Source organism: Pseudomonas syringae group sp. J309-1 (assembly GCF_032582135.1).
GTDB classification, from domain to species: Bacteria; Pseudomonadota; Gammaproteobacteria; order Pseudomonadales; family Pseudomonadaceae; genus Aquipseudomonas; species Aquipseudomonas quasicaspiana.
In genome coordinates this window covers 1-13373 of the sequence record NZ_JAWHNU010000054.1, presented here as the reverse complement: position 1 = coordinate 13373, position 13373 = coordinate 1, and the positions used below count along the sequence as shown (strand labels likewise).

The window sequence follows — 13373 nt, the reverse complement described above, 5'->3', positions numbered from 1 at the left end:
ACTCTGGCCGCGCTGTGCTTCAATGGCCGCCGCGTGGCATCAATTGTGCTGCGCTATCGAACTTAAATGACGTATTCAAGGATATTGATTGTGGCTGCTGGAAGCTTGCTTACCCTTTTGGATGACATCGCGACGCTGTTGGATGATGTCTCTCTGGCCGCAAAGAAAACCGCTGGCGTGCTGGGCGATGATCTGGCGCTGAATGCGCAACAGGTGACAGGGGTGTCCGCCGACCGTGAATTGCCGGTGGTCTGGGCGGTGGCGAAGGGATCTTTGATCAACAAGGCAATCCTGGTACCGGCAGCGTTGTTGATCAGTGCGTTTGCACCCTGGGCGATTCTGCCTTTGTTGATGATCGGCGGTGCCTACCTGTGTTTCGAAGGCTTTGAGAAGATTGCCCACAAATGGCTACACCCCGAAACCGAACAACAGCGTCAGCAACGGCGGGAGGCTGCAACCGACAAGAATGTCGACATGGTTGCGTTCGAAAAAGATCGGGTCAAAGGTGCGATTCGCACTGACTTCATCCTCTCGGCAGAAATCATCGTACTGGCGCTTGGCGTCGTCTCCACCCGGCCCTTTCTGGATCAGGTCGGCGTGTTGGTTATCGTCGCGGTACTGATCACTGTCGGTGTATATGGTCTGGTGGCGGGTATCGTGAAGCTGGACGATCTAGGCCTTTATCTGAAGAAAAGCGCCAAGTCGGCCGTTCAAGGTATCGGTTCAGGGTTGCTGTGGCTGGCACCGGTATTGATGAAAATCCTTTCCATCGTCGGGACTGCCGCGATGTTTATGGTCGGCGGCGGTATCCTCACTCACGGTGTGCCGGTCGCTCATCACTGGATCGAAGGCGTAACAGAACAGGCGGCGCAAACGGTCGGCGGTTTTTCGATGGTTGTGCCTACTCTGCTGGACGCGGTCGCCGGTATCATTGCTGGTGCGTTGGTCCTGTTGCTGGTTACGGTAGCGGGGAAAGTCTGGAAACTAATCAGGGCCTGATGGCTGGTCGACTTGAATGAATAGCCCACTGTTTTCCAGTGTTGTTGCGTACGCCCAGCAATGTGAGCGGCAGTTGGTCGAGATTCTGCATTTGCGGCCCAATCTGGATCGCAAGCAGGTTTCGGCCTGGGTCGATGAACAGAGTCACGCGCAAACCGAGAGTGATCCTTTGGAGTTGCTGCGTGCGATCAACTCGAAAGTGCGGGCGGGAAAACCGTTGCCGTGGGAGTAGATACGCAGAACTCTGGGCTCACGAGATTCCTGTGGGAGCGAGGCTTGCCCGCGATGCATGAGACGCAGCCAGAAGACATACCGCGTTATCATTTATCGCGAGCAAGCTCACTCCTACAGATTTCGCAGGTTTATCAGAAGAACACTTTCACCAGCAAACTTGCGGTGTTCTGGTTGGTATCAAAGAACTTGGTGTCTTCAATACCGTATTTGTCTGACCAGTAATCGTACTCGATACCCACATACAGCTGACGCTCAGGCAAGTTGATGGCTTTGCCCAGGTCGTATTTGATTTGCGGGTTGAAGTGAACGTTGGATTTGTATTCGCCGTTGCGGTCGGACTTGTTGTCCACCACCCAGTCGATAAAGCCGTCGATCAGGATGTCGGACTTGCCTACCGGGATCGTGTAGGACCAGACCGGCGTGACCTGCCAGGCGCCGTAACCTGCACGATGACCGTCGGTGTAACGCTTGTAGAAGTTCAACTGGAAGTAATCGAAGCCCGGAATGTTCAAATCAAAACCCGGACCAATCAGGTACGACTCGTTATCACCTTCACCAAACTCGTAAGTGGCCGCCAGCAATACATCGGAGATCGGGCCGAACTCGAATTTCTGACCAAAGATCTTGCCCATGGACAGGCGCGGGGATATTTCACCGTAGTAAGTGTTATCACCGTTGGTGGCGTCGCCTTTGCCGTTATAGAAGATCTTGTCGATGAACAGGAAGTTATCACCGTATTTCCAGCCGTCAGCGTGTTCAAAAGTGAACGTCTGCTGGTTTGACGGGTTGACTGTAAAGTCGCGGCCGTTGAGGTAAGTCAGGCTGTTGCTCTGCCATTGCAGCAGGCCGTCGGCCATGCTTTGTCCGGACGCCAGAAGACTACCGGCAACTATCGCGCTGGAAATAATACGGTTCATTCAATGCTCCCCTGATGGATCGTGATGGTCTTTTTTTGGTGCTCTTTTTAGGCACTTTTCCGCATTTAAAACATGTCTGTTTGGTCAGCTTTGACTACATAGCAAGAGCTGAGCCAATGCCGATTGAAAAGCGCACGAAAGTGCTGTCGGCTGCATTTTTAGCAGTCGATCGAGGCTTTTTTTCAGAAAACGTCACAGTTGACCGGTTGGTCAATTAGTTGTCTGTTCAGTCAGCATTGCAACAGGGTGGGTTTTAACGCGGCGGCGGAGGATATGGGGTGCGGAAGTTTAGTGCAAGTGCTCTGGGACAGGGCAGGGCGAGCAATTGTGGGGCGTGTGTGGAAGTTTCATTGGCTTACTGTAGGAGCTGCCGAAGGCTGCGATGGCGGTTTATCAGGAAGATTGCCATCGCAGCCTTCGGCAGCTCCTACAGTTAGTTCGGCCAAAGATCAGTGGGTCTGCGCACCTGCAGTCACCCACGCTCCTATCAATTCCCGTTCCTGCTGAGTCATCTGGGTAATGTTGCCCAGTGGCATGATTTGCGACGTTACGGCCTGGGCCTGGATGCGCGGGGCCATTTGCCTGATCTGTTCTGCGGTGTCGAACATCACGCCGGCAGGCGCAGCGCTGAATAGCTGGCTGGTAGGTTTGGCGGAGTGGCACACCGTGCAGCGTTCATGAATCACGCTTTGCACCTTGCCAAAGTCGATGCCTGGGCTTGCAGCGGCAACCTCGGCCACAGGTTCCGGAGGTGGGGCTGGCCGAACTTCGTCGTGGCGATAGCCGCCGACGGCAGTGCCCGGCAATGGCTGATATTCGATCTTCGTCGCTTGGGCAGGCTTTGGCATTGGCGCAGGGCCGGTGACGTAAGCCAGGCAGATCATGCCCAGTGCTGCGACGGGCAGGGTCCAGGCAAACTTGTGGCTGTTGTGCCGAGTATTGAAGTAATGACGGACAAGCACCGCCAACACGCCGATCCCGGCCAGGATCAGCCAGTTATACGCGCTGCCGTAAGTGCTCGGAAAATGGTTGCTGATCATGATGAACAGCACCGGCAAGGTGAAGTAGTTGTTGTGGCGCGAACGCAGCAAGCCTTTGGCGGGCAGAGATGGATCCGGTGTGCGGTTCTCGGCGATGGCGGCTACCAACGCACGCTGGGCGGGCATGATGATGCGGAATACGTTGCCGACCATGATCGTGCCGATGATCGCGCCGACATGAAGGTAAGCGCCGCGCCCGCTGAAGACTTTGCTGAAGCCATACGCCGCCGCGATAACCAGCACGAACAGAATCAGGCCGAGCAGAGCGGGGCGTTTGCCCAGCGCCGAATCGCAGAGAAAGCTGTAAACGAACCAGCCAACGAACAACGAACCCAACCCCAATGCCACGCCTTCCGGACCGGACAGGCTGCTGCCCGGTGCGAGCAGGTACAAGGTTGGATTGGTGTAGAACACCACACACAACAGGGCGACACCTGACAGCCAGGTGAAATACGCTTCCCATTTGAACCAGTGCAGGTTCTCGGGCATGGTCGGCGGCGCGAGTTTGTATTTTTCCAGGTGGTAGATGCCGCCACCGTGAATGGCCCATAAATCTCCGGACAGCCCGTCGCGCGGGTTGACCCGATTAAGGTTGTTCTCCAGCCAGACAAAGTAGAACGATGCGCCGATCCAGGCGATACCGACAATCATGTGAATCCAGCGCACGCTGAGATTCAGCCATTCCATCAAATGTGCTTCCACGGTATTACCTCAAGCCTGCGTCACTTGCCGGACGCTCAGGCTGCTACGGGTGGGGGTCGAGAACCAGCTTCTGGCTCTCAGCGAAAAAATGCTCATCGCAGTTATTTCCAGCTCCACTGCGATCAACCACCAGGAAGTCATCCCGCTTTTCGATCGTCAGCACCGGGTGGTGCCAGACGCCGCGATGGTAATTAACACCCTGCCTGCCGTTGGTAACGAAAGCGCGGGTCAGCTCTGAATCAGGTTCATCGCCAATGGGCGCGACCACGATCAGAAAAGGGTTGCCGAGCAGTGGCACAAACGCTTGGCTGCCCTGTGGATGGCGCTCCAGCATGCTGATGATCAAGGGCATCTGCAGCGCCTCGGCACGGAAGATACTGATGATCGCCTTGTCGTCCGGCGTAGCGGTTTGCACCTCGGCCAGACGATGAAAGCGCTGGGTCGAACCATTGTTGATCATGAAGTGATCGCTGCCGTCGGTTTCGATGACATCTCCGAACGGGGCAAAAGCTTCTTTGGTCAACGGTTCGATGGTCAGTGTGCGCATGCTGGGTCTTCTGTTTGAATTCATTTGATTTGCTGTAGGAGCGACCGGGGTGGCGCTCCACCTTGCCCGCGATAAGGGCCGAAGGACCTTCGTTGTCTTACACACCGCAATCGCGGGCAAGCGCGCTCCTACCGGTTTAGCGTGAAACCTTACCCAACACCCGAAGACGACTCACGCCACCATCCGGAAATACATTCAACCGGATATGGGTAATCGGGCCTAGGGCCTTGATCTGCTCGGCGAACTCGTGCTCGGCGTGCATGCTCAGTTTCTGGCTTGGCAGCAGTTCACGCCAAAACAGGCTCTGGGTTTCGATCTGGCTGTCAGTGCCGCCTTTGACGAAGGCGCCCTGAATCGAGCAACTGTCCGGATAGTTACCTTTGAAGTGCAGGGTATCAACCACGACTTTTTCCACTTCTCCCGCATGACCCAAGGCGATGATCACCCAGTCGTTGCCGGGTGTGCGACGACGTGCTGTTTCCCAGCCGTCGCCCATGTTCACGCCGCGACCCGGATTGAGAATGTTGCTCATGCTGCCGTAGTGTTCATCGGAGCATGCCAGAGCACGGCCACCGTTGAGCGCCGAGGCCAGATCGATCTGCTCGGATTCGCCCACCGCCGACCAGTCACGGAACGGCACGCCGTACACGCGCAGACGTGCAACGCCGCCATCAGGATAGATATTGAAACGCAGATGGCTGAAAGCCTGTTCAGCGTTGATTTCATGGTAGTGATGGCTGTCGCCGTTCAGCTCTACGGCGGACAGGATTTCAGTCCACTGAGTGTTCTCGTCCGGATCGCCGCTGGCCAGGAAGCACGCTTCCAGCGAGGCCGATGGAGGATAGTTACCGGTGAAGTAGGACGTGTCGATATCCACGCCCTTGATCGAGCCCGCCACACCCAGACGGATCACTGCACTGTCGTAACCCTCGAAACGCTTGCGACGCGATTCCCAGCCGTCCATCCACTTGCCGTTGTCGTCGAACACGCCTTCTTTCCACACCGCAGCGGTTGGCTGGAACAGGCGGTTGGCGTCGGCGAACCAGTCGTCAGTGACGGAAAGGATTTTGGTGCCCAGGCGCGCGTCGGCCAGGTTGACGAACTTCTCGAAGGGTGCGGCGTAAGCTTTCATTCTTTTAGGTCTGCCTTTTGATCAGTGGCCTGGGTAGGGCGGTTAGAGGGCTTGCAAACGAAACAGGGCAATCTTGTTGATCTCGGCCAGGGCGCATGCGAATTCGGCGTCGACCGTATTATCGATGCGGGTCTCAAAGGCTGCGAGTATCTGGTGCCGGTTACTGCCTTTGACCGCCATGATGAACGGGAAGGCGAATCGGGCTTTATAAGCGTCGTTGAGTTCAGTGAAGCGTTGAAACTCTTCAGGCGTGCACTGGTGAATACCGGCGCCGGCCTGTTCGCTGGTGCTGGCTTCGGTCAGTTGCCCTTGCACGGCGGCTTTACCGGCAAGGTCCGGGTGGGCGTTGATCAGTACGAGCTGCTGCTCATGATCGGCGCCGAGCAGGATTTGGCTCATTCGCACATGCAGGGTCTCGATATCGTCCAGCTCATCGACTGAGCCTTGATCGTAAGCCGCGGCTGCGACCCATGGCGAATGCTCGTAGATATCAGCAAAAGTGGCAATGAACTCATCGCGGCTCAGTGTCGACGGCTTTAGTGTCGTGAAATGACTCACCGCGCAGTCTCCGGCTGATAGGGATGTTCGGCGTGCCAGTGGCGCGCGATGTCGACCCGGCGCGTAAACCAGACCTGCTCGTGGCTTTTGGCGTATTCGATAAAACGCTTCAGAGAGGCCAGCCGTGCCGGGCGACCGATCAGGCGGCAATGCAAACCGATGGAGAGCATCTTCGGCGCGTCTGCACCTTCGGCATACAGCACATCGAAGGCGTCTTTAAGGTACTGGAAAAACTGATCGCCATTGTTGAAACCCTGCACCTGCGTAAAGCGCATGTCGTTGGTGTCCAGCGTGTACGGGATCACCAGATGCGCCTTGCCGGTCGGGTTGTTCGGCTCCCAGTAGGGCAGGTCGTCGTCGTAGGTGTCGCAATCGTAGAGAAAGCCACCTTCTTCCATGACTAGACGCCGGGTGTTGGGCCCGGTGCGGCCGGTGTACCAGCCCAGCGGACGTTCGCCGGTAATCTCGGTGAGGATGCGGATCGCTTTGAGCATGTGCTCGCGTTCCTTGGCTTCGTCCATGTACTGATAGTCGATCCAGCGATAGCCGTGGCTGCAAATCTCATGACCGTCTGCGACCATGGCGCGGATCACATCCGGATGACGCTGGGCGGCCATGGCCACGGCAAAGATCGTCAGCGGAATATCGAATTGCTTGAACAGCTTGAGGATGCGCCATACGCCCGCGCGGCTGCCGTATTCATAGAGCGATTCCATGCTCATGTTACGCTCGCCTTGCAGCGGTTGAGCGGAGACCATCTCGGACAGGAATGCTTCGGACTCCTTGTCGCCATGCAGAATATTGCGCTCGCCGCCTTCCTCGTAATTAAGCACGAAGGACAGCGCAATACGCGCGTTGCCCGGCCAGCGTGGATGGGGCGGGTTGCTGCCGTAACCGATCAGGTCGCGAGGGTAGTCAGCACTCACTGCAGTCTTCCTTTCATTCAAGTAGTCCTGTGATGGGCAGATTGTATACAAAGTGATTTGAGGATTGTAACCACCATTTCCCATCCAGCTGGTTTCGAAACCTTGGGAAGAACGCTTGCAAGAAACTTGCCTGACTGGTCAGGTTATCCACAAAAAAACCATTCAATTCCTGAGGTCCCGATAAATCGGCGTCCATCAGAACAGAGGCTGTCACCGAGCTTTGCCAACGGTATTTATTGTGTACAGATTTTCGTAAAAGTGTCTTAATTCGACATCGTCTGGTCGCCTGCCTGCACTCATAGGGTGCGACCGCAAACTCATTACTTTCATAACGGGGCATTGATTGGTCATGGGGAAATTGACGACGCATGTTTTGGACGCCGCTCATGGTTGCCCCGGCAGCTCCATCAAAATTCAGCTGTATCGGGTTCAAGACGAAGGCCTGGTATTGCTTGCCGACGCGGTGACCAACAGCGATGGCCGTTGCGATGGGCCTTTGTTGCACGGCGAAGATTACCGTTCCGGTGTCTACCAGTTGCAGTTCCATGTAGGTGACTATTATCGGGCGCGGGGCACACTGCTGGCAGAGCCGGCTTTTCTTGATGTGGTGGTGCTGCGCTTCGGGATTGATGCAGGGCAGGACCACTATCATGTGCCGCTGCTGGTTTCGCCCTACAGCTATTCGACCTATCGCGGCAGCTGACTGTTTTGTCAGCAATAGTTTTGTAAGCAATAGTTATGTAGTCACTTGGTCATTCGCAGATTCGGGACGCTCCAGAGACTTTGATCAATGGAGCATGACCCTGTGAATGATTCGACAACCCTCGCAACCCCGGACGCCGGCATCCACTGGACGGGCCGGGCTTGCGACCTGATAGCCTTCGACAGCCTGCCGGAAAGCTTCCCGGAAAGCCTCAATCAGCGGCGCATCGCCGATCACCTGCAACGCATCCTCAATCACGTGGGCGAGGCTTGTGAACAGGTTGATGTGTTGTCTGCTTATCAGACGTGCCGCATGCGGCTCCATGCTGCTGGCAAGTCACTGCGCACGCTGCTTGCGGCCCCCCTCGACAGCGAAGCATTGCTGGCGCTGAAACCGCAACTGATTGCGCAGCGGCAGGCAGCGCTGTTGGCGCTGGCTCAATTACAGGTCTGCGAAGGCACGCTGAGTGCGGCGGACCTGCAGCGGCTTCAGTATGCGCTGGGGCTTGCGGATGAGCCGGATGACGACGTGCTGCATCTCGATGTGGGCGTTGGCGATCCGGACGAGCCCGTGGTGTTCAGCGGTGCAATGATCGTCACCACTGAACAGGCGCTGAAAACTCCAGCGCTGATCGAACCGGCTTTGCTGTACGTGCCCGGTGAAGCGGGCGGTCTGCAAAAATTCGAATCGTTGCAGACGCTCAAGGACCGGCTGGGTTTTACCTTGGGCACAGGGGCGGAAACCACGCTGTGGCGCCATGTCAGCAAGACGCAACGCGCTGCGGCCATGGCGGCGCCGCTCACATTCGTGACCCGTGTGATCACCATAAAGCCGATTCAGCATGGGGTGAACACCCAGCTCAGGGAGCTTGAAGTTCTGTGTACGCAGCCCAACTCCTGTAGGAGCGCGCTTGCCCGCGATGGCTTTGAATCAGACGATGATGTTTTGACTGAACGGCCGCCATCGCGGGCAAGCGCGCTCCTGGAGATGGACAGTCGTGAGCGAGTGAGCAACCTCGGTGTAGCCCTTGGCGAAACCCGTGAGCGGGCCATCGACCTGATTGCCGAACAGCAACGTACCGCCGAACTGGTGCCGCAATTTCCCGTATGGTTGCTCAATGCACCTCTCGAAATACGTCAGGAATACGCAACCCGACTGGCTGAATTTCACAGTGCTGCGGCTCGGCTGGAGTCGCATCTGGCGGCTAAGCTTCCGACCTTCAATGCCTTCACTGCTCAGCAACTGAATGCTCGTATCAAAAACGACCTGAGGATGGACATCGATGCCGATCAACTGATCATAGATCTGCCGAAGAGCGTCCATCGTCACGTTGATATTGATCCGCAGTATGGAAGCCCATTGCATCACAAGCCCTGGAAGGGCAGCGAAGCGCGTGTGCAGTCGAGCCTGTCCGGGCTGGCCCGGGAAAACTTCGATGCTCGCGATGAGAACACCATCGCAAGGCTGGGCATGCTTGAACTCTCGTATCCACCATCGCCTCAGATGGCAGGTTTGCAGCGCATTACCGGAGACTACCTGCTCAAGATCATTCCCGAGCTGGATATCGCCGGGCAGTATCGTAGCCTGCTGCGCTCGGTGTTCCAGTTGCGCTCACCGGCATCGGCCCGCGACGCTGAGCTGATGATCAAAGCCTATGAGCTGCACATCATTCTCGATGGCTTCTGTGCACGCCAGCGTCGGCTATTGAGTGAGGCTGGTTATGCACTGCTGACCCAGGCGGCTAAAGCGAGATCCACTGCCGTGTTGAGCCAGGCAGGGGTGTTTATCAATCGACTGGTGTTCAAACCGGGCCAGGCTCTGACAGGAGAGCGCAGTAGCCGGACCTTGCAAGGCATCAGCGTCATCGAGCACAAGGCGAGCGGCAAGGTGCTGATGTATCTGCCCCAGGCGCCGGATGGAGAGTGCTTCATAGAGGCCGACAGTGTGCAGGAAGCTCGCGAGCGTCTGATCAGCAGCTTGCTGCGTCTGCCCGCACGGGTGGCCTGGCTGGCGTCCTGTGTGGAGAACGCCAGTGAGCAAGCTGCCGCCGAGCGTTATATCCGGGAAGCACTCAGGCGTGGATTTGAAGGTTTTGTCGCGATAGTGCCCGCGCTGGATCTGTTGATCAGCGAGCAGCAACTGCATGTGCGTGAGGACCTGCTTTACGAAAAATCCCTGACCGAAGCGCGCAGTAATCACGACCTCAAAGGGGAGCACAATCAGCGGCGCAATCAGTTGTATCTGATGTTCTTCAGAGGTGTTGTCTCGTTCGTGCCAGGTTTGGGCGTGTTGTTCAGTGTGCAAGACGGCTGGAGTGATGGTCATGCTGCAAGCAAGGCATTGAGGGCGGGCAAGCTTGATGAAGGTCTGTTGACGGCCGGTAGCACGATGCTTTCGGTGATCGACGTGCTGCTTTCGGTAATCCCCGGAGTGAGCACCGTGAGCGCTCTCGTGGTGGTAGCCCGTCGAGCGACCCGCTTGCGGCAGCTAACGAGCCTGGGGCGCGCATTACCATCGATGTCCGGACGTTCCAGAATCAGAAGCTTTGTCGGTTACGAGGCCGATATCTCGCTGTCAGGCGCCGTCGCGCAGAGCGGAAATGACGCGGGCACCTGGCTGAAAAACGGTGAGCTGTTCATCCATCAACAGGGCTCCGCTTACCGGATTTACCGCCGACCGGGTGAGCAGACCTTGCGCCTGAAAAAAACCGCTGCGCATGGTTACGAGCAGCCTGTGCGTCAGGTGGGCGGGGAATGGGTCTATCACAGCGACGTCGGCCTCAAGGGCGGTGGACGCTCAATGATCGCGGAGATACTGCTGGTTGAAGCCCATGGCAATAGTGCTTTTCGAACCAGGCAGGCCCGTGAACTGCTGGATCAATTCAATTTTCCTGTCGATCAACAGCAGCGCATGGAGTTGCTGCTCGCCGAGCATTACCGCAAGACCAGGTCGCTGCCTGACTGGGCTGAGCAGTACCGACGCCCGCCAGCGACTCAGACCGTACCGTCGCCAACAAAACGCAAGGAGCCTGATTCGCCGCAGGTCGAACCGGACCGTCGTCCGCCGCAACCCGTCGCGGGATCTTTCCGGCAGGCGGCCAGCGCCGATGCGTGGAGGGGATGGGAAAAGCAGGTGGACAATATGGCCGTGCTGGATCAGATCAGCGTCAACCCGCCGATTTACCGGCTCGACTTCGCTCATGATTACGACGTGATCCGCATCGGTCAGAAGTTTTACGAAATCCTGCCCGCCGGTGGACAGCGCAGGACCAATACTGCGTTCATTCGCAACCCTGGCAGCCATTCACAGTGCCGCAATTTTTCGGAACTCAGTGAGGTGATTCGACGCAATCCCTTCGATCAGCCGATGATGGCGAAATATCAGCCAGCAACAGGTCAGTGGGCAGTGGAGGGCCCGCTGTTCAATCGCAAAATCGAGGCCTATATCGCAGAGAGTCTCCCGGGGTTTACCGACATCACGAATCTGGTGCTGGCGCATAAGCTGTTCGAGATGGCCGACGCGTCGACGTCAGCCGTGACCGCCACCCGCATGATCAACCTCAAAGCTACCGTGAATGCGTGGCGTACAGGCCAAACGGCGCCGCTGGCGCAACTTAACGATCCGCTTTTAATGCTCAACAAGGCCTATCCGACCAATCAGGCCGACAATCAACTGCACTGGAGCATCGGTAACGAAAGCGCGCTGGACAGCTTTGAACGCCTGGACTTTGCCACCCACCATCCCGTGACAGTGGAATGGCTGATAAGATCGGCTTCCGAGGCCAGGCTACCAGGCAGCATCCAGAGCCTCAGAGGTCTGATGGCCGATGTATTGACGCGCAACGGCTACGAAATCCTGCATGACCAGTTGGCGGTCGGTGGGCGTGAGTTCATGGCGTTTCGTCGCCCAGGGCAGGAAGAGGTCTACCTGCTCTATCTTCGTCGTTCAACAACCGGGGATATTACGACCCCTCCGAGTGGTGCATTCCGCGATCCTCTGGACGGAGACGGGATGGTCGAACCCTTGATTCGCATCTATGCCGCAGAACCCATTTCCCACACCCTTGAACAGGCCAGGCAGCAAGGCAAAGTGATCAAATTATTGGGGGGCACCAATATCACCAGCCTGACGGACCGTGGCACACAGGTGTTCGTCATGCGCTTGCCCGATGACATCTCGATGCACCAGCGCTGATCAACACCGCGCTCAAAGGCTTCGCGGCACCTTGCGGGTGTCGCGATGCCTGGCGAACAAGTCGCCGTGTACAATGCGCGGACATTTTACCGGCGACTGCCTCGAGCGCTCATGAACGAACTGTTGCAACCCTTCAAAAAGCAGCCACGCACTGAAAAAACAGTACGCAGCGGTACTCAGGACGACGTTGTCTACGCGCACATCTTCGAGGCAATTCTCGAACAGCGCCTTGCCCCGGGTACCAAGCTGAGCGAGGAGGCGCTGGGTGAAATTTTTGGCGTGAGTCGTACGATCATTCGTCGAGCCTTGTCGCGCCTTGGCCACGAAGGTGTTGTGCTTTTGCGTCCCAATCGTGGCGCAGTGGTCGCCAGCCCGAGTATCGATGAAGCGCGCCAGGTATTTTTCGCGCGTCGACTGGTAGAGAAAGCCATTACCGAATTGGCGGTCGAGCATGCAACGGCCCAGCAGTTGTCGGCCTTGCGGCAGATGGTCAGCGACGAACGCGACAGCTTTGCCAGAGGCGATCGTGGCGCAGGCATTCGCCTGTCCGGTGAGTTTCACTTGCAGTTGGCGGTGGCGGCCAATAACAGTCCGCTGATCAGTTTCCAGCGCAGCCTGGTCTCGCAGACCTCGCTGATCATCGCCCAGTATGAAAGCGGCAATCGCACGCACTGTTCATGGGATGAACATAGCCAGTTGATCGACGCCATCGAAGCGCGTGATGCGAAGCGTGCGGTAGAGCTGATGATGCATCACATGGATCACATCGACAGAAAACTCCGTCTGGACGAGGACAGCGCGTCGGATGATCTGCAGGCGGTGTTTTCGCATGTGATGGTGGGGAAGAAGGGTTGAGCAATACTGCATATCCCTGTGGGAGTCGCCCCGGTGTCCCTGACACCACGCTGTCGCGCAGCAAACACGCACCCTGTAGGAGTGACCGGGGTGGCGATCCACATTGCTCGCGATTCGGCCTGTCAGTCGATGAATATATTGCCTGTACTGGAGCTATCGCGAGCAAGCTCACTCCCACAGTAAAAAGCATTCCAAATCAGATAGTTATATTTTGTTTGATAGGAGCTGGGCTTGCCCGCGATAAGAACAACTCGGTTGCCCTGCAACACTGCAGCGTCTGCATCGCGGGCAAGCCCGGCTCCCACAGGAAAAAATCATCGCCTAGCAAAGCAACGCTAGCCCGCGACGGCTTGCTTCAGAGGACGCTATCGCGCAGCCAGCCCATAACTCTGTGGGAGCTGGGCTTGCCCGCGATAAGAGCGACTCGGTTCACCTGCAACACCGCAGCGTCTGCATCGCGGGCAAGCCCGGCTCCCACAGGAGAAAGTGATCGCCTAGCAAAGCAACGCTAGCCCGCGACGGCTTGCTTCAGAGGACGCTATCGCGCAGCCAGCCCATAACTCTGT

13 protein-coding genes are annotated in these 13373 nt (G+C 57.1%); 6 read left to right on the top strand and 7 right to left on the bottom strand.

The features are described from left to right. Window positions 1-90: 90 nt before the first annotated feature. Window positions 91-999, top strand: a complete 909-nt coding sequence (locus RX972_RS23215; protein WP_099267332.1) for a DUF808 domain-containing protein — start codon at window positions 91-93, stop codon at window positions 997-999. 16 nt (window positions 1000-1015) lie between these two features. Next, window positions 1016-1231, top strand: coding sequence for a hypothetical protein (locus RX972_RS23210; RefSeq protein WP_027902392.1), 216 nt, complete (start codon window positions 1016-1018; stop codon window positions 1229-1231). A gap of 133 nt (window positions 1232-1364) precedes the next feature. On the opposite strand, the gene RX972_RS23205 is transcribed toward RX972_RS23210, so the two are convergent. Further along, window positions 1365-2150 carry an outer membrane protein OmpK gene (locus tag RX972_RS23205; RefSeq protein WP_027902391.1) on the bottom strand — a complete coding sequence of 262 codons (786 nt, stop codon included), beginning with the start codon at window positions 2148-2150 and terminating at the stop codon, window positions 1365-1367. Between the two features lie 14 nt (window positions 2151-2164). Between RX972_RS23205 and RX972_RS23200 the strand changes: the two genes are divergently transcribed. Next, window positions 2165-2368, top strand: coding sequence for a hypothetical protein (locus RX972_RS23200; RefSeq protein WP_263267836.1), 204 nt, complete (start codon window positions 2165-2167; stop codon window positions 2366-2368). Window positions 2369-2599: 231 nt separating this feature from the next. Here RX972_RS23200 and RX972_RS23195 read toward each other — a convergent pair whose 3' ends face one another. The 6 genes from RX972_RS23195 to RX972_RS23170 all read right to left on the bottom strand — a co-directional run bounded on the left by RX972_RS23195 (window position 2600) and on the right by RX972_RS23170 (window position 7425). After that, the gene (locus tag RX972_RS23195) at window positions 2600-3892 is read right to left on the bottom strand and encodes a urate hydroxylase PuuD (protein ID WP_316878844.1); all 1293 of its coding nucleotides are present in this window, start codon (window positions 3890-3892) and stop codon (window positions 2600-2602) included. 43 nt (window positions 3893-3935) lie between these two features. Beyond that, window positions 3936-4439, bottom strand: coding sequence for an ureidoglycolate lyase (locus RX972_RS23190; protein ID WP_027897924.1), 504 nt, complete (start codon window positions 4437-4439; stop codon window positions 3936-3938). 136 nt (window positions 4440-4575) lie between these two features. Further along, window positions 4576-5571 carry an allantoicase gene (gene alc, locus RX972_RS23185; RefSeq protein ID WP_316878841.1) on the bottom strand — a complete coding sequence of 332 codons (996 nt, stop codon included), beginning with the start codon at window positions 5569-5571 and terminating at the stop codon, window positions 4576-4578. A gap of 42 nt (window positions 5572-5613) precedes the next feature. Then, window positions 5614-6129: a 2-oxo-4-hydroxy-4-carboxy-5-ureidoimidazoline decarboxylase gene (gene uraD, locus RX972_RS23180; protein ID WP_231677516.1), complete on the bottom strand. Its 516-nt coding sequence runs from the start codon at window positions 6127-6129 to the stop codon at window positions 5614-5616. Then, window positions 6126-7055, bottom strand: a complete 930-nt coding sequence (gene puuE, locus RX972_RS23175; RefSeq protein WP_099267328.1) for an allantoinase PuuE — start codon at window positions 7053-7055, stop codon at window positions 6126-6128. The genes uraD and puuE overlap by 4 nt, the downstream gene beginning before the upstream one ends. A 13-nt stretch (window positions 7056-7068) precedes the next feature. Next, window positions 7069-7425 carry a hypothetical protein gene (locus tag RX972_RS23170; RefSeq protein WP_316878889.1) on the bottom strand — a complete coding sequence of 119 codons (357 nt, stop codon included), beginning with the start codon at window positions 7423-7425 and terminating at the stop codon, window positions 7069-7071. Here RX972_RS23170 and uraH point away from each other — a divergent pair. The 3 genes from uraH (at window position 7405) to RX972_RS23155 (ending at window position 12807) form a co-directional block, all read left to right on the top strand. Beyond that, window positions 7405-7758 (top strand): hydroxyisourate hydrolase, encoded by a 354-nt coding sequence (uraH, locus tag RX972_RS23165; protein WP_316878838.1) that lies wholly within the window; start codon window positions 7405-7407, stop codon window positions 7756-7758. The genes RX972_RS23170 and uraH overlap by 21 nt on opposite strands. A gap of 102 nt (window positions 7759-7860) precedes the next feature. Continuing rightward, window positions 7861-11952, top strand: coding sequence for a dermonecrotic toxin domain-containing protein (locus RX972_RS23160; protein ID WP_316878836.1), 4092 nt, complete (start codon window positions 7861-7863; stop codon window positions 11950-11952). 111 nt (window positions 11953-12063) lie between these two features. Further along, window positions 12064-12807, top strand: coding sequence for a GntR family transcriptional regulator (locus tag RX972_RS23155; RefSeq protein WP_316878834.1), 744 nt, complete (start codon window positions 12064-12066; stop codon window positions 12805-12807). Window positions 12808-13373 lie beyond the last annotated feature (566 nt).